Genomic DNA, 18,895 nt, shown 5'->3' on the forward strand with positions numbered 1-18,895 from the left:
GGAGGGTTCTTTTAATGATGAATAGGAAATCAAAGTCTTTATATCTTACTGTCATGATTGGTTTGATTATTGCTGTCATACTTTCTGGCTGTTCGGGTTCAAAAACCACTACCTCGGATTCTCAAGCATCCTCGAAAAAGCAGGAAGATCCAGGGAAGCCACAGTATGGCGGAGTATTAAAAATTTCCTCACCTATTGAACCAGCAAATATAGGAAATCCGCCAGAGCAAGTTGGAAGCGGATTCTTACACATGATGGCTCCTGTTCTTGAAACTTTAGGAAAATTTGATGAGAAGGGTGAAATGCAGCCGCTTTTAGCAGAAAAGTGGGAAACCAACCCGGAGGCAAAAACCATTACCTATTATTTGAAAAAAGGCATTAAATTCCACGATGGAACCGATTTTAACGCTAAGGCTGTGAAATGGAATATTGAATTATTCCAAAAAGCCAAACGCGGCGAAGTAGACGGGATTAAGTCGATTGACGTAATAAATGATTCTACCGTACGAGTGAACCTGACGGAATGGAACAGCAGTTTGAACAATGCACTTTGTTTCTGGATTCAAATGATTTCGCCGACTGCTTATGAAAAGAACGGAAAAGACTGGGCAGCCAGCCATCCAGTGGGCACTGGTGCATTCGCATTTGACAGCTGGCAGCGCGGCGTCTCTATAAAATACAAGAAAAACGAGAATTACTGGCAAAAGGGTCTGCCATATCTTGACGGTGTTGAATACAAAATCATTCCAGATGCGATGACCGCCTCCGCTGCCTTCCAAAAAAGAGAAGTGGATGCAACATTCTATTTACCGGTTGATAGGATCCTAGAATTAGAAAAGAACGATCAATACAAAGTCGTCACCCTTACAACAGGCCTTGGCAACAGAGAAAACGGGCTGATCCCAAATAGCGGAAATCCAGATTCTCCATGGGCCAATCCGAAGGTCAGAGAGGCTTTAGCGCATGCGATTGATGCGAAAACCATTGTTGAAAAAGTCCTTAAAGGCGGCTATGAAGTAACAGACCAGTGGGGGCCAATGACAGGTTCTTCTTACAATAAAGATGTAAAAAAATTTGATTTTAATCCTGAAAAGGCGAAGAAATTGCTGGCTGAAGCAGGATATCCAAACGGCTTCAAAACGAAGCTTCTCTCTTGGCCTGGCCTTGAGCATGAATCACTTCCGCCTGTTTATCAGAGCTATTTAAAGGAAGTTGGAATTGATGCAGAAGTTGTAAACGTTGATACTGCTAGAATGTATAAACTGATTGGCACGAAGTGGGACGGGCTGATGTACTTTGACGTCATAACCTCCCCAGACCTGCCGCTTTACATGGAGCGTTACTTAAGCAAAAAAGCCAAATTATACGTAAACATTGATCATCCGGAAAAAGTGGAAGCGCTCATTAAAAAGGGTAAAGCTGCAACTGATCCAGAAACAAAGCAGCAAGCAAACCTTGAATTACAGAAGGCTGTCTTCGAGGAAAACCATATGTTCTTCCCATTAGCGATTACGACGATGCCAATTGTCATGTATCCAAATATTCAAGGCAGCGGATTTAATGAAACATATGGCAATGTGTATTCTCCAGAAAAGACATGGCTTTCAAAATAATGAAAAAGCTTGGGGGGATGATGATTCATCTTCCCTCTAATCTAACTGAAAAGGAGAATTGCCATGATTGCGTTTATTATCCGCAGGCTATTGCAGACCGTCATTGTTTTGTTTATGGTGACCCTCATCGTATTTTCCATTCTGCAGGTTTTGCCGGGAGATCCTGCACGGACTTTGCTCGGACCTGAAGCCTCACCGGAACAAGTAGAACAAATCCGCGAAGAATTAGGGCTGAACCGCTCGCTGCCAGTTCAATATATTACCTGGGTTGAACATGCCGTTCAAGGGGATCTGGGCAAGTCGATTGCCATTAAGGAAGATGTCACGAAGATTATTGGTGAACACCTGCCAAAAACCATTTATATCAGTATTCTTTCGATGGTATTAGCCATCCTGATTGGGGTGCCGGCCGGGATCATTGCGGCTATTCGAAGGGGAGGAAAAATTGATTCCCTCATTTCCGTCATCTCAAACTTTGGAATGGCGGTACCTGCCTTCTGGCTTGCTGTATTATGTATTTATTTCTTCAGCTTAAAACTGGGATGGTTTCCGGTGCAAGGATATACCTCCCCATTTGAAGATTTCTGGTTGAGTATAAAGCAGGTTACTATGCCTGTTATCTGCCTTGCCTTTGCGGCGCTAGCTTCCTTTGCCCGCCAGACCAGGTCGGCGATGCTTGAAGTTATTATGCAGGATTTTACCAGGACAGCCCGTTCCAAAGGATTAAAAGAAAATGCAATTATTATTAGACATACACTTAAAAACGCCATTATTCCTGTTATCACCTTAATTGGACTGCAGGTGCGGAACGTCGTCGGAAGTACCATATTTGTTGAGCAGGTCTTCAATATTCCGGGTATGGGACGGCTTGTCGTTCAAAGTGTCTTTAATCAAGACTTTGTTGTCGTTCAGGGCTGTGTGCTCGTCATTGCCATTATCGTTGCCCTTACCAATCTATTGATTGATATTTCATATGGCTATGCAGACCCGCGGATAAGGATTAAATAAGGAGGTAAAAAGATGACAACTGAAATCATCGCTTCTGAAAAAGCCGTGGAACAGAAGGTAAAAAAGACAAGTAATGCAAAGCGCTTCCTTCGTGTATTCCTTGCTCGAAAAACGGTTGTAGTGAGTTTGGCCATTATCTTCGTTATGATTATTTGCGGCATTTTTGCTCCGTTGCTTGCACCCTATGATCCATATAAACAAGACTATACCCAGATTCTTGCAGACCCATCACTCGCCCATCCATTGGGAACAGATTTGATTGGAAGGGATGTCCTGAGCCGGATTATTTACGGCAGCCAGGCAGCACTGCTTGTGGGAATTGTATCCGTTGCCATTGCAAGTGTGATTGGGATCATCCTTGGATTATTTTCCGGCTATGTTGGCGGGTTAATAGATGCCATTATAATGAGAGCAATGGACGCCCTTATGGCGATTCCTCCTATTATATTGGCAGTGGTTTTCGTGGCAGCCTTTGGCGGCGGTTTAAAGAACGTCATCATTACGTTAGGTCTGTCACTTGTACCGACTTACGCCCGGTTAATGCGGGGGCAGGTACTAGCGATAAGGGAATCAGATTATATTGTGGCGCAGGAGCTCATGGGCTCGTCGGACATAAGAAATATGATCAAGCATGTACTGCCAAACTGTATTTCACCACTCATTGTTTTGATCACCTTAAACTTTGGTGTAGCCATTTTGTCTGAAGCGGGACTAAGCTTTTTAGGACTTGGAATTGTACCGCCGAAAGCTGCTTGGGGTTCGATGATTAATGACGGCTATAAATATTTATTATCCAATCCAATCCTTTCCTTTGCACCCGGAATGGCAGTCGTACTGGTAGTGGTGGCCTTTAATATTGTCGGAGATGCATTAAGGGATGCCCTTGATCCACGCTTGAAAGGAAGCTTGTAAGAAACAATGGGAGGTGTACATAAATGAGCCATTTGCTCGAGGTTAAAAATTTACAAACACAATTCACAGTCGACCGCAATGTCGTAAAAGCAGTTGATGGCGTTTCCTATTACGTGGATGAGGGAGAAATCGTTGCAGTCGTCGGCGAGAGTGGCAGTGGGAAATCCGTGACACAGTATTCCGGAATCCAGTTGATCCCCACACCCCCTGGTAAAATTGTCGGCGGCGAAGTCTTATTTAATGGAAAGAATTTGCTTCAATTAAGCGGTGAGGAGCTCAGGCAGGTTCGCGGTGGGGATATCGGCGTGGTGTTCCAGGAACCGATGACATCACTCAATCCCGTATTAACAATTGGGTACCAAATTATCGAAACCATTATCCTTCATCTCAAAATGAATAAGAAGGATGCCCGCAAACATGCGATTGAACTTTTGAAAAGCGTGGGGATTCCTGATGCGGAAGCAAGGATTGACTATTATCCGCACCAATTCAGCGGCGGTATGCGGCAGCGGGTGTGCATTGCGATGGCAATGGCCTGCAATCCGAAAATCCTCATTGCGGATGAAGCAACGACGGCGCTTGATGTGACTACGCAGGCGCAGATCCTGGAAATGTTAAAAGACATTGTGAAAAAAACAAAAACCTCTGTTGTAATGGTTACCCATAATTTAGGCATAGTGGCCCGTTATGCAGACCGCATATATGTCATGTATGCAGGGGAGATCGTCGAATCGGGCACCACGAAGGAGATTTTTTCAAATCCAAAGCATCCCTATACGATTTCCCTATTGAACGCCATCCCAAGATTAGATGATCCAAAGGGCAGGCAGCTGATTCCGATTGACGGGATTCCTCCATCTCTTATTAACAAACAGGATATTTGTGCCTTTTTGCCAAGATGTCCGCATCGGACGGTAGCTTGTTCAAGGAAACCAGCGCCAAGGCTTCAATCTTATGGTGGAAACCATTATGCAGCCTGTCATGAAGATGTGATCAACAAATCATTAGTAGATGTGGCCACAGGCAGTGTCACTTTGATGGAGGCTCCAGTTGAACAAAAGAAAATGAACGAAACCCTATTAGAGGTCAAAAACCTTAAAATGTATTTTCCTGTCATGAAGGGTGTCTTAAAGCGGAAAGTGGCAGATGTGAAGGCAGTGGACGATGTCAGCTTTTCGATTAAAAAAGGGGAAACCCTTGGATTAGTTGGGGAAAGCGGCTGCGGGAAGACCACGATTATTCGCAGTATTTTACGGATGTATGAACCAACTTCTGGTGAAGTAATTTTTAACGGACAAAACATTGCCAAAATGCCAAAGGGAAAACTGCGTCCGATACGTAAAAACATCTCCCTTGTGTTCCAGGATCCGTTTAGTTCGCTCGATCCCCGGCAGACGGCGGGAAGTATTGTCGGCGAGCCATTGATCATTCATAAATTAACGAAAACAAAAGCGGAATATGAGAAACGTGTCGATGAATTATTCGAACTAGTGGGTCTGAATCCTGCATGGAAAAACAGAGTTCCCCACGAATTCAGCGGCGGGCAAAGACAGCGGATCGGAATCGCCCGGGCATTGGCAAGCAACCCTTCGTTTATCGTTTGTGACGAGGCCATTTCCGCACTGGATGTGTCGATTCAGGCGCAAATTATTAATCTATTAGAAGATTTACAGAAAAAGCTTGGTCTTACGTATTTATTTGTCGCTCACGACCTCTCTGTTGTCCGCCATATCAGCGACCGGGTCGTCGTGATGTATCTAGGCAAGATTGTCGAGGTGGCAGATTGGAAGTCACTGTATGAGAACCCGCTCCATCCTTATACAAAAGGATTGCTTGCTGCAGTCCCGATTCCGGATCCATTTGTGGAAGAAAACAGGGAACATGTGATGCTCGAAGGGGAAATCCCAAGCGTGATGAACCGGCCAAAGGGCTGTGCCTTCTTTAACCGTTGTCCGATGGCAACCAAGGAATGCAGTGAAGTAGAGCCGCCGCTTGTTGAAACCGAAGAGGGGCATAGTGTCGCTTGTATTAAAGTTGGAAAGGAAGTAGGAGTATGAACCATACGAAGAGAATCGATAAAGCATTACAAACAAGGGGTTTTGCGGTTGGAACCTTTATTTCCTATAACAGTCCCGATGTAGCCGAATTTGCCGGCCACTCCGGATTTGATTTTGTCCTGCTTGATGCAGAGCACAGCACGTTTTCTTTTGAAGGTTCGGTTGAAATGATCCGTGCTGCTGCGGCTGGCGGCACTGCTGCCGTCGTCCGGCTTCCATCCAGTGAGCATTCCGGCATTACGAAAATCTTAGACGCCGGCGCAGCAGGGGTATTGATAGCTAGCGTCCGGACAGGGGAAGAAGCAAAAAGGATTGTGCAGGCAGCGAAATACGGACCCGCCGGCAAACGGGGATTCACCCCAAGCATTCGGGCAATGGATGGTTTTAAAAACAATAAGGAATACCGTGAGTGGAGTGACAACAACCTCTTAATCTGGGTAATTATTGAAAATGAAGAGGCGCTCGAAAATATGGAAGATATTCTCGATTCCGGCATCACCGGCATTATGCCTGGTCCTTATGATTTATCGATGGCTATGGGATACGAGGGGGACACAACCCATCCGGAAGTGGTGAAAGCCTTGGACCGCGTCATCGACCTGGCTGTCAAAAAGGGTGTCGATCTTGCTGTATTTTCCGAGGTTCCAGAAGGGGAAGGCACACCAACACCATACGAAATCGCGATGTCTTGGAAAAAGCGTGGAGCCCGGTTCATTCATTTTAGCACAGACCGGATGATCATGGCGTCTGGATACGGAAAAATATTAGACGGTTTGAAGGAACCGTGTGACGTGTAGTTTTTTTATCAGAAATCAAAAGGAGCAATGTGAAGATGATAACGATCAATACTTCCATTAAAAGACCAGACCCAGAATTGGTAAGACAATTGGGGGAAATTACGCCAAGTGATTACGGCCACCAGCTAAATTATCAATTCATTACGGCAAGTAAAATGAAGCCGTTATTCACGATTGAAACGCCTTTTGCAGGTCCGGCGGTAACCATTCGGATCCCTCCAAATGATGTTCTATTAACCTGTAAGGCACTGGATTATATTCAACCCGGTGACATTGTTGTTATTGATGCATCCGCGGAGGAACGCTATGCCTGCTGGGGGGAAGTGACAACCAGGATCGCAATGGAAAAAGGGGCCGCGGCTGCGATTGTCAACGGGGCTATTACGGATACGATTGTCCTAAGAGATTTAGGGTTTAAGGTGTATTCCCATTCAGTGTCGCCTTTAACGACGAAATTCTACGGTCTCGGCGGCGATTTCAACGTGCCTGTTTCCATTGCCGGCTGCGTGATTCAGCCTGGTGATGTAATTGTTGGAAGTAATGATGGGCTTTTAGTCGTACCGCAAGATGAAATCTCAAACTATTTAGAAATTGGGAAAGCCGCACAGGAATTAGATGCACAGAATCTCGAGGATTTACGGGTTTTAGGAGCCGAATCATTCCTGCGCAGGCTGGATGCCCAATGGGAGAACATGCTGGAAAAGGATGAATAACAAAAGATAAAAAAGATAACCTGGGAGATGGTGGCAGATGCTTCATTTAGTCAACAAGAATGTCAGACAAATAGAAAAATCCGGTATTCGAAAAATCTATAATAAAGTGTTGAACGATCCAAGTATTGTTAATTTTACGGTTGGCCAGCCGGATTTTCCGACTCCTGAAAATGTGATTAATGCCGGAATTAAATCGCTGGAGGAAAAACGGACCGGTTATACGACCAACGCGGGATTACCTGAACTGCGAAATGCGATTGGAAACTTTGTGGACCGCCGCTATGGGTTGAAATATGATCCGGAAAGTGAAATTCTTGTTACCATCGGTGCAAGTGAAGCACTTGATATTGCCTTTCGCACCATTCTTGAAGAAGGCTGTGAAGTAATTTTGCCGGCACCTATTTACCCGGCATATGAACCACTTATTAGATTATGCGGTGCCATCCCCGTTTTTATCGATACAAGGGAAAATGGTTTCAAGCTAAACGCTGAAATGATCAAAACAAAACTAACGGACAAGACGCGATGCGTCCTTCTTCCTTATCCATCCAATCCATGCGGGTGCATTTTGGAAAAAGAAGAGTTGCAGGAGATTGCCAATCTTTTAACGGAAAAAGAGATCTTTGTGATCTCCGATGAAATTTACAGTGAATTAACCTATGGAACGAACCATCATTCGATTTCCTCTTTTCCTGGGATGAAAGAAAAGACCATTGTCATTAATGGTGTTTCCAAATCCCATGCAATGACAGGCTGGAGAATTGGGTTCACATTGGCTCCGAGCTATCTGACAGAACAAATGTTAAAAATCCATGTGTTCAATACTGTTTGTGCAACTTCCGCGAGTCAATATGCAGCTTTAGAGGCGTTAGCGGAAGATTTAATTGAAGTGGACCAGATGAAGGCAGAATACCAAAAACGCAGGGATTATGTATTTGACCGTATCCAATCAATGGGTCTTGTTGTGAAATGGTCGGAAGGAGCCTTCTACTTATTTCCTTCGATAAAAAATACAGGGATGAGTTCTGAAGAATTTACTGAAAAATTAATTGATCAGGCGAAAGTAGCGGTCATTCCTGGCAGTGCCTTTTCAACTTATGGAGAGGGATACATTCGAATCTCTTACGCCAACTCTATGGAAAATTTAGAGGAGGGGTTAAACAGGTTAGAGGAGTTTTTAGCAAAAGCTAATATTAAAGTTGATTGCTAAACGACTCTAGCTTTTCTAAATAGTAAGAACCTTCCTTTAAAGCGTTATATATATCAATGTTTAAAGACTCCTTTCATTTCTGTGGAAAGGGTCTTTTTATTATTAAACTACTAGGTAGAATATATTAATTCCTCTAGGTTTAAAAAAGCTGAGAGGTCCATTTTGAAACTACTGATATTGTTAATAACTTCCACATCTTGTATTATTAGGTATAAAGAGAATGTTAAAGAGGGGAGCACATTTATGATCCCAGCAATAATAGATTCCATTTCAATCACTCCGAAAAGAGAAAAAGGCATGGAATCCATCCTCGATTGGTTCGACCAGCATAAACAAGCGTTCTATACACTAGGTTGGTCCTATCTTAGAAATCAAAATCAAGTGGAAGAGCTTTTTTACCGGTCCATTATAAAAGTCCACAAGGAGTTACCTCGATTTAAGAGCGAATCATCATTTGAAACGTGGGTGACATCCATTTTCATAAATACCTGCCGGGAGCTTTCTGTTAATAGAAGTTTACAAGTTTCAGAGGAAAGTGAATCGTGTCCGGTTTTATTTAAAGCGCTTGATCAATTGAAAGATGATGAGAAAGAAGCGATGGCCCTTACCTATGTAAAAGGAATTTCTCAGGAGGAAACGGCACATCTCCTTCAAATTTCAGCAGAAAAGTTGAAGGAGCTTTTGTTTTCCGGAATTCAGTCACTTAGAAAAGAAATGGGGTACGGATTACACATTGGTGGCTGTAAAGAGTATCAAAAGGATTACATCGATTACTTAGAAAGAACCCTGGAGCGGTCGAAAAAGATTGAGTTTGAGATCCATATTTATCATTGTCAAGACTGTCAGGAGGATTTGGCAACATTTCAGGATGTCATGTTAACCATGGTAAATCTTACTGAAAGGATAGAGGATTTCCATGTGCCATCTGATTTCATGGAGAATGTCAAAGCGAAGCTGGCAGAAAAGGAAAAGAACAGACAGCTGAAGATCAGGAAACGTATAAGACTGGGAATGGTTTTGGCAGGTGTTTTCGCTTTATTAATGGGTATCGAAATTTTTACAGGGGCTTTTAAAAGCCTTTACTATACCATGACAGAAGAAAATCAAGAACTGCGTGCCTTTCTGCAGCAGGGATTGGGCGAAAGGCTGAATCTGGAAGCAGAGATAAATGGGGTGAAAATTAAAATTAAGAGCGCCATTTTGGATGAATTTCAGACGCTTGTTTTTTATGAAATAGAAGATACGGATCAAGACAATCAATATGTGATGAATATAGATGAGGGGGTTTCTGTGGAGAACCAATATGAAATCATGAATGGTTCTGCAAATCCAAGGTACTACCCCCCTGACCTTAAATCAGAGGTAAATATTAAGGGAAAGAACGTATATCAAGGAAAGATTAGTTTGCCGCCGATTTCCAAGGATAAGGGGACAATCAAACTGAAGATCACAAAGTTGCTGAAATTGATTCACGATCCTTCAAACCGGAATCGTTTAAGGGTTTCCGATAATATGGAATATAAAACAGGTGAGTGGAACTTCGAGGTCCCAGTAACAAAACAGCGTTCCGTGGAACATAAATTGGATGGAGAAAAGGAAGTCGAGGGAATCCCGGTTCGATTTGATAAACTGACCATTGCCCCAACAGCGACGATTCTGCAATACAGTATTAAAAATGACCAGATGAAGAAGCGGATAGATGCTCTTAGTTTTGACAATCTAGTAGTGAATAATAAGAAAATGAAACCTGACTTGTATGGCGGCTCTTTTTTAAATCCACTTCAAGACATGAATTGGAGTACTTTTCAAATCAACTTTGGCCCCATTTTTGGGGAAGAACCAAAAGAAGTAAGCGTTCAATTACAATCTATTAATTTAACGATTGAAGACAAAAAAACTATCGAGCTGGATGCTGCTAAAAAATATCCTCAAACTTTTGAATATGCAGGCAGTACCATCTCCATTGACAAGCTGGAAGTTGGAGTTTCTACCAATATGGTTATAAGCAATCTTGAAGTTGAAAATCGGGCATATGAGTCGCTGCAATTCGATATTATCGGTGAGAATGAAGAACATCCTGATTCAATCGAGATGGAATCTGAAGGAGTACTCGTTGATAAAAATGGGGTAGTATACGATATGAATGTAACTCCTTTCTCGTACGAAGAAATCGAGCAGCCCCGTTATTTCGTTACCGTTCAAAGGATGAAGTTACAAAATAACAACACTGGAAAAAAAATGATTCCAAAATGGATGGAGATTGATGGATATAATACAACAAAATATTTAGATGATGTTGCGAAGATTTCGTTGGAATAACATTTATCGCCTACATGCCTGATAGAATTTCAACTATTATCAATTGTTTGAAAAATGGGTGGAACATGACTAAAATAGAGGTATCGTTATTTTTTTAGGAGGTACTTTCATGAGAGTAGCCATTGCCCAATTATCCACCAGTGTTGATAAAACTGCTAATTTAGAAAAGGCAGTTCAATATATTACGAAAGCAAAAGGATTGGGTGCAGATTTTGTTATATTGCCAGAATTCTATATGGCACTTGCCACCCCTAAGTCTGGAGTTTTACCGGTCGAAGCAGCAGAACCATTGGATGGTCCTTTTGTCTCTGGGCTTAAAGAAGCTGCAAGGACAAACGAAATCTATGTTGTTTGTGGAACGTATGAATCCAAGTCGGATGATCCAAAACGTGCATTTAACACTACAGTAATGATCAATCGTTCTGGGGAACTCATCCACTCATACAGAAAAACACATTTATATGATGCCTTTAGTTATCATGAGTCAGATACCGTAATACCAGGAGATAATCATTATAAAATAGTAGAAACAGAGTTTGGAAAAATTGGCTTGATGGTTTGTTATGAATTACGATTCCCTGAAATCGCAAGACAGTTTGCCCTTCAGGAAGCGGATATTCTATTTGTCCCAGCAGGATGGGTGGCAGGGCCAATGAAAGAGGATCATTGGCAGACACTAATTCGTGCAAGAGCAATTGAAAATACTATGTTTGTCTGCGGCGCAAACCTTGTTGGAGATATTTTTACAGGGCGCAGTGTGATGGTTGACCCAATGGGGGTCATCACAGCAAGCGGTGGCGAAGAAGAAACATTAATTTTTTCAGATATAGACCTAGATCGGATTCGCCGGGTTCGCGAAAAACTCCCAAGTGTAAAACACCGAAAGCCCGAATTTTACCGGAGTCATTAAAAATTTAAAAAAAGGCGATTTCCGATGCATGGAATCCGCCTTTTTTCTTAATATAACCATGAAGGGAAATCATGATCTGACCATCTTATAATTTACTAATTTATAAGCCAAAATTGCCAAATATAATTTTGTACAATCCTCAAATGAACTCAAATTAGCCCCTGTCTTTTTTTCAATCTGCCCCAATCTATATTTCAGGGTATGACGGTGAATATACAAATCTTCTGCCGTATTTTTGATATTTTGATTAAAATACAAATAGGCTTCAAGCGTAGTGATTAAATCCACACCCCGTGTATCCAATAAGCTACCTAGATATTGGTGGTAAAACTCTTCTAAATTCACCCCGGAATTTTTCATTTCAAGCAGCAGCTGATACAAACTAAAGTTATCATAATGAACGATTGGCTGCGGTTTAAATAGAATTTGCGATAGATAGGCAGCTTGTTCTGCTTGTCTGGTACTTTCCGCCAGCATATGAAGGTTAGTGACGGTTTTTCCGATTCCAATCGAAATGGGTACCCCCTCAGAACTAAGTTCCATACTATTTAATAATTCCCGCGCTATTTCAACGATATTCCCCTTATTACCTCCCTCCAGTAAAACAATTATACTATCTGGCTTTGTCCGCATAAGAAAGGAGATTTTCTTCTTCTTCAAAGTAGATTGAATTGCTTCTGGTAATTGCTCCTTTATCTTTTGATTGATTAAAGCAGCAAAATGGACCGAAAAAATCGTTTGTGGCTTGGTAAAGTCAATCCCTAAATTCTTTCCTCGCTCCATCACATCCGTTGGATTAACGATGGGTTGGGTCAAAAGTTCCTGGAGAAAATCACTCGCCACAAAAATTTCCCTCTGTTTATTGACAATTTGTTCAAGCAGTTCTTTTGTAATCATTGAAAAATTTATATTCGCGGGAATTTCAATTAAAGGAAGAGCATATTGATCTGCAAGTGAAATAAAGGATTGCGGAATTTCCTTTAGATATAAACCCGTATATAAAGCTACACCAGATAATTTTCCAAGCGCTAAAAGCCTCTTAAACTCCGATTGTTTTTCTTTATCTTCTCCAAGCCCAAAGCCTGTCGTAATCAGGAGTTCCCCTTCTTGAAGCCGATTGATATCTTCAATGACCTCTACAATGGTTACCCATTTAACCCAATTTTGTAATCCGTTTTTACCGGCAATTAATTTTGTTTGCTGCATAATCGGAAGTTGCAACGCTTCATGGATGCGAATGGCCAAAGAAACCAGTCCCTTTTCTTATAAATTGGAGCTATTATACATCGTGTATAAATCCAACTCTATTATTTCATCTTTTTGTAGAATTGTGAATCTTTAAAAAAGAATTTACTATTTTAATTACAGTAGAAAAAATATTATTCTAATTTATTTATGATAGAGAATTTGCTCTAGAGAGGGGTCAGAGGAAATGGAACGTGATTATTTAATTAAACCGGTATTAGGGGCTAAATATCCTGTTGCTTCACATGGAAAAGGAATTTATATCTATGATATTGACGGCAATGAATATATTGATGGTGCTTCAGGGGCGGTAACCGCAAGCATTGGACATGGTGTACAAGAGGTTATGGAGGCAATGGTTGAACAGGCCCAAAAAATTTCTTTTTCCTATCGGGGGCAATTTACTAGTGAACCTGCGGAAAAGTTAGCTAAAAAATTGAGTGATTTAGCCCCTGGAGATTTGAATTGGTCCTTCTTTGTCAATAGTGGTTCGGAAGCGACGGAAACCGCAATGAAGATTGCTATCCAGTATTGGAATGAAAAAGGGCTACCGCAAAAGAAACGGATTATCTCCAGATGGATTGGTTACCACGGGATTACGATCGGAGCCCTATCCATGTCAGGGCATGTATTAAGAAGGCGTGGATTTAATTCACTTTTAGCAGATTATCCGACAATTTCGGCTCCTTATACGTATCGTCGTCCAGACAGCAGGACGGAAGAAGAGTGGGGGATTGCCTGTGCAGATGAGCTTGAGAAAGCGATTCAAAGATTTGGTGCAGATACGGTTGCAGCCTTTATTGCGGAGCCAATTGTTGGTGCCTCAGGAGGTGCTATAACCCCTCCACCGGGATATTATGAACGAATCAGAGAAATTTGTGATCGTTATAATGTTTTATTTATTGCCGATGAAGTCATGACCGGTATTGGCCGTACTGGAAAAATGTTTGCAATGGAACATTGGGATGCTATTCCTGATTTGATTACTTTAGGAAAAGGCATGAGCGCAGGGTACACTCCTATTGCAGCCACTATTGTCAGTGACCGTGTCATGGCCCCGATCTTAAATGGCTCCAAGTCTGTTTTGGGCGGACATACCTATAGTGCCAATCCACAATCAGCGGCCGTTTCATTGAAGGTTTTGGAATATGTTGAGAAACATCAATTAGTTCAAAAAGCAGAAGAACAAGGTCAGTATCTTTTTGAGAAATTAAAAGAATTATATAACACCTATGAAATCATTGGTGATGTAAGAGGAAAGGGACTCTTGTTAGGGATGGAATTTGTTTCAGACCGTGTCAAGAAAACATCCTTCCCATCCCAATTGAATATAACAGGCAGAATCATTGAACGAGCATTTAAAAAAGGTTTAATTGTATATCCAGCAGCGGGTGCAATCAATGGCGAAGGTGATTCAATTATAATTTCTCCGCCACTCATTATCACAAAAGAAGAAATTAATCGTTTAGTGGGCATTTTGGAAGAAGCAATTGCTGAGGTGCAATATGAGCTTACACAAACAGGAGGGAAGACCAATGCAGTCTCTGTCTAAAAAAGGCAAAGTAGCTTCATTAGAAGAGGCTCTCTCACATATTACAGATGGATGCACCTTAATGTACGGCGGATTCGGCGGAATTGGTACGCCCCCGTCCTTAGTGGATGGAATTTTAGAAAAAGGCTGTAAGGATTTACACTTAATCGGAAATGATACAGGTTTTCCTGATATCGGAATTGGAAGATTAGTCAGTGCCGGAAGAGTGAAGAAAATCATTACTTCCCATATCGGTTCTAATCCAATCGCTGGAAAATTGATGACCGCTGGTGAATTGGAGGTAGAGTTTTCCCCACAAGGAACTTTGATTGAACGGATTCGTGCGGGCGGTATGGGATTAGGCGGCATTTTAACCGATGTTGGTTTTGGAACAATTGCTGAGGAAGGAAAAGATGTCGTTTCAGTGGATGGTAAAGAATTCATGATTGAAAAAGCACTTACCGCCGAAGTGGCCATTGTTCATGCTTTAAAAGCAGACCCGCTCGGAAATCTTGTCTTTGATAAAAGTGCGCGAAATTTTAATCCTCTCGTGGCAATGGCCGGGAATTTTACGATCGCCGAGGTAGAAGAAATTGTTCCAATTGGAGAACTGGATCCAGAGGCAATTGTTACACCGGGAATCTTTGTAAATATGGTAATACCGAGTAAGGGAGTGACATGGAAATGGGTTTGGGAGTAGAAGTAAGGCAGCGGATTGCCAGACGTGCTGCACAGGAAATTGAGGACGGTATGATTGTGAACCTTGGAATCGGAATTCCTACTTTGGTTGCTGATTATATTCCTTCTGATATTTTTGTTCAGTTCCATGCGGAAAACGGGATATTAGGGACTGGTCCTACCCCGGTAAAGGAGGAGGCAGATCCGAACCTCTGCAATGCCGGCGGTTACCCTGTAACGTTAATGAAAGGAGCTTCCTATTTTGATAGTTCCATAGCATTTGGAATGATTCGACGCGGCTATCTTGATATCACGATCCTAGGCGCGCTCGAAATAAGTGAAAAAGGAGATCTGGCCAATTGGATTGTTCCAGGAAAACGTGTTCCAGGAATGGGAGGAGCAATGGACCTCGCTCAAAAATCGAAAAAAGTGATTGTTCTGATGAATCATACGAATAAAAATGGCGAATCAAAAATTTTAAAGGAATGTACATTACCACTAACTGCTAAAAGCTGTGTGGATTTGATTATTACGGAAATGGCCGTAATCGAAGTTACTGAACAGGGTTTGTTGTTAAAAGAGGTAATGGAGCCATATACAGTGGAGGATGTTATTAAGTATACCGATGCACCTTTAACAGTAATGGTTGGGTCACCGAATTAAGGAGTGAAGGAAATGAATGAGGCTGTCATTGTAGCGGGTGTTCGTACAGCGGTAGGAGCATTTGGGAAATCTCTTAAAAGTGTACCCGCCACTGAAATGGGAAGACAAGTGCTGGAAGGGTTAATAAATAAAACCTCTATAGAAAAAGAAGATGTGAATGAAGTGATTTTTGGCCACGGTTATGTGCATGGCGGCGGCTTAAACTCGGCAAGGATTTCATCGCAATTAGCTGGATTCCCCGCCAGTGTACCAGGCAGTGTTGTCATCAAGGCATGTGGTTCAGGTTTAAAAGCGATTACCAATGCAGCACTAACGATTCAAACTGGTCAGGAAGAGGTCGTCATTGCCGGCGGTGTAGAAAGTATGAGTCAGGTTCCATATCTAGTAAAAAACCGCTGGGGAAGTAAGTTCGGGAATCTTGAAATGGAAGATGCCTTATTAACAGACGGCCTTATTTGTTCGCTGGAAAAAGAACATATGGGCATGACTGCAGAGCGATTAGCAGAAATATACGGTATTTCTCGTGAAGAACAGGATCAATTTGCTTTAGAAAGCCATAAAAAGGCAGCACGAGCGATTGAAAACCACTGTTTTGAGGAGGAAATTATTCCACTTGAAGTGAAAGATCGAAAAGGGAATTATTTTTTTCAAACAGATGAGTCCGTACGAATGGATATACAACAAGGGAAGTTAACAAAACTTCCGCCTGCTTTCAAAAAGGATGGATTGATTACTGCAGGTAATGCTTGTCCGATGAATGATGGGGCTGCTGCAGTATTGATGATGTCAAAAGAAAAGGCGGAAGCAAGAGGGATAAAACCGTTATTAAAGGTTAAAGCATTTGCAAGTGCCGGGGTAGAAGCAAATGTGATGGGAATCGGCCCTGTACCAGCTACGAAAAAAGCTTTGCAAAAAGCAGGATTAACATTAAATCAAATTGGACGGATTGAACTGAACGAGGCGTTTGCTGCTCAGGCATTGGCTGTAATAAAAGAATTAGATCTAGACCCTGAAATAGTAAATGTAAACGGTGGGGCGATTGCACTTGGTCATCCAGTTGGGGCAACAGGTGCAAAATTAACGGTGACTTTAATGAACGAAATGTTACGTTCCAAGACAAAGTACGGGATGGTAACACTTTGTATGGCCGGAGGTATGGGGCTGTCTGTAATCTATGAAAACCTGTGCTTATAATTTAGGAGATTCAAATAATGAGGTGAAATGATGCATACAATCCAAAAAGATATTCAAGCCTGGTTAAAAGATAATTCTGAAGAAGGAACCCTATTATTACAGCGTCTTGTTCAGGCCCCAAGCGTTGCTGGTAATGAGGCTGGTGCTCAATCGATTATTGCTGAAAAATTAAACGAAATGGGTTTAAAGGTAGATGTATGGGAACCGGATGGAAATGAATTAAAAGGAAGTGAATATTTTTGTTCGCCTAGAGAACAATTTACGGGGAGCCCAAATGTTGTCGGAGTACTAGCTGGAACCGGCGGAGGCCGTTCCATGATTTTGAATGGTCATATTGATGTTGTTCCTGAGGGGGATCATGAACAATGGTCTGATGATCCTTATAGTGGTGCTGTGAAAGATGGAAAAATGTTCGGTCGCGGGGTCACGGATATGAAAGGTGGTTTAGTTTCATTTCTCCTCGCAATTGAGGCCATTCAACAGCTCGATATTAAGCTTAAAGGTGATGTAATTTTCCAAAGTGTTGTGGAAGAAGAGAGCGGCGGGGCAGGTACATTGTCTACACTTCTTAAAGGATATAAAGCAGATGCTGCTCTGATAACAGAACCTACCAATATGCGTATTTTTCCAAAGCAACAAGGGTCGATGTGGTTTCGAATTTTAGTGAAAGGGCGCTCTGCTCATGGTGGTACCCGCTATGAAGGGGTAAGTGCTCTTGAAAAAACCATGCTGGTGGTTAATCAAATTAGAGCTTTAGAAATAAGGCGAAACGAACAAATTGATGATCCTCTTTATGAAAAAACGCCGATCCCAATTCCAATCAACATTGGTGTCGTGTCGGGCGGAACTTGGCCATCTTCTGTTCCGGATTTGGTCAAAATAGAGGGCAGAATGGGAGTAGCTCCCAATGAGAAAATGGAAGACGCTAAGCGTGAAATGAGTCAATGTTTGCAGCAACTTGCGGAAATTGATCCATGGTTTGCAGAACAACCTGTTGTTTTAGAATGGTTTGGTGCACAGTGGCTTCCTGGTTCAATTGATATCGAACATGAATTGATGAATTCCCTTGTTTATCAGTACCGTGAATCAGTCGGTGAGGAACCAGTCATTGAAGCGGCACCATGGGGAACGGATGGGGGATTACTCACAGAAATCGGAAAAATCCCAACGGTTGTTTTTGGCCCAGGAGTAACCGAAATGGCTCATTACCCTAATGAATATATCGAAATGGAAAAAGTTTTTAAAGCGGCAGAAATCATTGCGCAAACACTTATTCAATGGTGTAACTACCAAGAGTAATTTTTATCCTAAGACATTAAGCGAATTTACGTTTAATGTCTTTTTTCATACATAGGATAAAAATAATAGTAGTCAGATATTCTACATGTTAATTTAAATGAAAAAGGGATGCCCAAACAAAATTTGCGCATCCCTTTTTCATTATTTTTGCGTTCTGTAAAAATTTTTAAAGATAAAAATTAATTTGGAAATAAAGTGGTAATTATATTAAGGGAATTAAAAGAGATATAGGGGTGAGAAAATATATATCAATTAGCGATCATTATTTGGACCTTTACGGTAACTTTCCGTAAAAAGGCATGGAGGAATTTTGATAGGTGCTACCCAACAATTCTTTACATGGTGGTTGGAAATCTTACCTATGAATACATCGCTCATAACAAGTTTCATCTTTGGGAATTAAACAGAATTGGAAATATACCGGAAATATGTGCAGACTTTATATACCTGTTTTTAATGGTTGTTCCTGCGACCTTGACTTACTTATCCAACTACCCGGATATTCCCAAAAAAAGAATACTTTACATAGCAAAATGGGTATTCATCTTTACAATTGTAGAATGGATTGGTGGCCGCTATTTTAATGCCATTAATCATTATCACGGCTGGAATATCTGGTGGTCATTTTTTTTTAATGTAGTGATGTTCACCACATTAAGGCTACATTATTTACATTACAAACGAGCGTTAATCATTAGCATCTTTTGGGCTTTTTTCTACCTGATCTTGTTTGATTATCTATAAAA

Annotated in this window: 16 protein-coding genes; 15 read left to right on the forward strand and 1 reads right to left on the reverse strand. The window is 41.7% G+C overall.

The features are described from left to right. The first annotated feature begins 14 nt into the window (after window positions 1-14). The 9 genes from ACFQZ9_RS05255 (at window position 15) to ACFQZ9_RS05295 (ending at window position 11,539) form a co-directional block, all read left to right on the forward strand. On the forward strand, window positions 15-1,613 hold the full coding sequence (locus ACFQZ9_RS05255) for an ABC transporter substrate-binding protein (protein ID WP_498942656.1): 1,599 nt from the start codon (window positions 15-17) through the stop codon (window positions 1,611-1,613). Between the two features lie 63 nt (window positions 1,614-1,676). After that, entirely contained in the window at window positions 1,677-2,621 is a 945-nt protein-coding gene (locus ACFQZ9_RS05260) for an ABC transporter permease (protein ID WP_498942657.1), read from the forward strand. A 12-nt stretch (window positions 2,622-2,633) separates the two neighbouring features. Further along, window positions 2,634-3,533: an ABC transporter permease gene (locus tag ACFQZ9_RS05265; RefSeq protein ID WP_498942658.1), complete on the forward strand. Its 900-nt coding sequence runs from the start codon at window positions 2,634-2,636 to the stop codon at window positions 3,531-3,533. A gap of 23 nt (window positions 3,534-3,556) precedes the next feature. Next, on the forward strand, window positions 3,557-5,590 hold the full coding sequence (locus ACFQZ9_RS05270) for an ABC transporter ATP-binding protein (protein ID WP_498942659.1): 2,034 nt from the start codon (window positions 3,557-3,559) through the stop codon (window positions 5,588-5,590). After that, window positions 5,587-6,387, forward strand: a complete 801-nt coding sequence (locus ACFQZ9_RS05275) for an HpcH/HpaI aldolase family protein (RefSeq protein WP_498942660.1) — start codon at window positions 5,587-5,589, stop codon at window positions 6,385-6,387. Before ACFQZ9_RS05270 ends, ACFQZ9_RS05275 begins: the two co-directional genes overlap by 4 nt. Before the next feature lie 35 nt (window positions 6,388-6,422). Next, window positions 6,423-7,100 (forward strand): RraA family protein, encoded by a 678-nt coding sequence (locus tag ACFQZ9_RS05280; RefSeq protein WP_498942661.1) that lies wholly within the window; start codon window positions 6,423-6,425, stop codon window positions 7,098-7,100. A 37-nt stretch (window positions 7,101-7,137) separates the two neighbouring features. Beyond that, entirely contained in the window at window positions 7,138-8,310 is a 1,173-nt protein-coding gene (locus tag ACFQZ9_RS05285; RefSeq protein WP_498942662.1) for an aminotransferase A, read from the forward strand. Window positions 8,311-8,553: 243 nt separating this feature from the next. Further along, window positions 8,554-10,629, forward strand: coding sequence for a sigma-70 family RNA polymerase sigma factor (locus tag ACFQZ9_RS05290; protein ID WP_498942663.1), 2,076 nt, complete (start codon window positions 8,554-8,556; stop codon window positions 10,627-10,629). A 109-nt stretch (window positions 10,630-10,738) separates the two neighbouring features. Beyond that, window positions 10,739-11,539 carry a carbon-nitrogen hydrolase family protein gene (locus ACFQZ9_RS05295; protein ID WP_498942664.1) on the forward strand — a complete coding sequence of 267 codons (801 nt, stop codon included), beginning with the start codon at window positions 10,739-10,741 and terminating at the stop codon, window positions 11,537-11,539. Between the two features lie 69 nt (window positions 11,540-11,608). On the opposite strand, the gene ACFQZ9_RS05300 is transcribed toward ACFQZ9_RS05295, so the two are convergent. Next, the gene (locus tag ACFQZ9_RS05300) at window positions 11,609-12,784 is read right to left on the reverse strand and encodes a PucR family transcriptional regulator (protein WP_498942665.1); all 1,176 of its coding nucleotides are present in this window, start codon (window positions 12,782-12,784) and stop codon (window positions 11,609-11,611) included. Between the two features lie 187 nt (window positions 12,785-12,971). Between ACFQZ9_RS05300 and ACFQZ9_RS05305 the strand changes: the two genes are divergently transcribed. The 6 genes from ACFQZ9_RS05305 (at window position 12,972) to ACFQZ9_RS05330 (ending at window position 18,893) form a co-directional block, all read left to right on the forward strand. After that, window positions 12,972-14,336 (forward strand): PLP-dependent aminotransferase family protein, encoded by a 1,365-nt coding sequence (locus ACFQZ9_RS05305; protein WP_498942666.1) that lies wholly within the window; start codon window positions 12,972-12,974, stop codon window positions 14,334-14,336. After that, window positions 14,320-15,015 (forward strand): CoA transferase subunit A, encoded by a 696-nt coding sequence (locus tag ACFQZ9_RS05310; protein ID WP_198313095.1) that lies wholly within the window; start codon window positions 14,320-14,322, stop codon window positions 15,013-15,015. The genes ACFQZ9_RS05305 and ACFQZ9_RS05310 overlap by 17 nt, the downstream gene beginning before the upstream one ends. Next, window positions 15,000-15,656 (forward strand): 3-oxoacid CoA-transferase subunit B, encoded by a 657-nt coding sequence (locus ACFQZ9_RS05315; protein ID WP_498942667.1) that lies wholly within the window; start codon window positions 15,000-15,002, stop codon window positions 15,654-15,656. The genes ACFQZ9_RS05310 and ACFQZ9_RS05315 overlap by 16 nt, the downstream gene beginning before the upstream one ends. A gap of 12 nt (window positions 15,657-15,668) precedes the next feature. Further along, window positions 15,669-16,850, forward strand: coding sequence for a thiolase family protein (locus tag ACFQZ9_RS05320; protein ID WP_498942668.1), 1,182 nt, complete (start codon window positions 15,669-15,671; stop codon window positions 16,848-16,850). Window positions 16,851-16,880: 30 nt separating this feature from the next. After that, window positions 16,881-18,149 (forward strand): zinc-binding metallopeptidase family protein, encoded by a 1,269-nt coding sequence (locus ACFQZ9_RS05325; protein WP_498942669.1) that lies wholly within the window; start codon window positions 16,881-16,883, stop codon window positions 18,147-18,149. A 264-nt stretch (window positions 18,150-18,413) separates the two neighbouring features. Continuing rightward, a complete protein-coding gene (locus ACFQZ9_RS05330) occupies window positions 18,414-18,893 on the forward strand; it encodes a CBO0543 family protein (protein WP_498943587.1) in 480 nt (159 codons plus the stop codon). The last annotated feature ends 2 nt before the right edge of the window (window positions 18,894-18,895 follow it).

It is taken from the genome of Neobacillus sp. GCM10027624 (genome assembly GCF_042675345.1).
In the GTDB taxonomy this organism is placed as follows: domain Bacteria; phylum Bacillota; class Bacilli; order Bacillales; family Cytobacillaceae; genus Neobacillus; species Neobacillus cucumis_D.

Excerpts from the sequence above, each read along its gene's own strand:
- ACFQZ9_RS05255 (WP_498942656.1), top strand. The coding sequence starts at position 15 with ATGATGAATAGGAAATCAAAGTCTTTATATCTTACTGTCATGATTGGT.
- ACFQZ9_RS05260 (WP_498942657.1), top strand. The coding sequence starts at position 1,677 with ATGATTGCGTTTATTATCCGCAGGCTATTGCAGACCGTCATTGTTTTG.
- ACFQZ9_RS05265 (WP_498942658.1), top strand. The coding sequence starts at position 2,634 with ATGACAACTGAAATCATCGCTTCTGAAAAAGCCGTGGAACAGAAGGTA.
- ACFQZ9_RS05270 (WP_498942659.1), top strand. The coding sequence starts at position 3,557 with ATGAGCCATTTGCTCGAGGTTAAAAATTTACAAACACAATTCACAGTC.
- ACFQZ9_RS05275 (WP_498942660.1), top strand. The coding sequence starts at position 5,587 with ATGAACCATACGAAGAGAATCGATAAAGCATTACAAACAAGGGGTTTT.
- ACFQZ9_RS05280 (WP_498942661.1), top strand. The coding sequence starts at position 6,423 with ATGATAACGATCAATACTTCCATTAAAAGACCAGACCCAGAATTGGTA.
- ACFQZ9_RS05285 (WP_498942662.1), top strand. The coding sequence starts at position 7,138 with ATGCTTCATTTAGTCAACAAGAATGTCAGACAAATAGAAAAATCCGGT.
- ACFQZ9_RS05290 (WP_498942663.1), top strand. The coding sequence starts at position 8,554 with ATGATCCCAGCAATAATAGATTCCATTTCAATCACTCCGAAAAGAGAA.
- ACFQZ9_RS05295 (WP_498942664.1), top strand. The coding sequence starts at position 10,739 with ATGAGAGTAGCCATTGCCCAATTATCCACCAGTGTTGATAAAACTGCT.
- ACFQZ9_RS05305 (WP_498942666.1), top strand. The coding sequence starts at position 12,972 with ATGGAACGTGATTATTTAATTAAACCGGTATTAGGGGCTAAATATCCT.
- ACFQZ9_RS05310 (WP_198313095.1), top strand. The coding sequence starts at position 14,320 with ATGCAGTCTCTGTCTAAAAAAGGCAAAGTAGCTTCATTAGAAGAGGCT.
- ACFQZ9_RS05315 (WP_498942667.1), top strand. The coding sequence starts at position 15,000 with ATGGGTTTGGGAGTAGAAGTAAGGCAGCGGATTGCCAGACGTGCTGCA.
- ACFQZ9_RS05320 (WP_498942668.1), top strand. The coding sequence starts at position 15,669 with ATGAATGAGGCTGTCATTGTAGCGGGTGTTCGTACAGCGGTAGGAGCA.
- ACFQZ9_RS05325 (WP_498942669.1), top strand. The coding sequence starts at position 16,881 with ATGCATACAATCCAAAAAGATATTCAAGCCTGGTTAAAAGATAATTCT.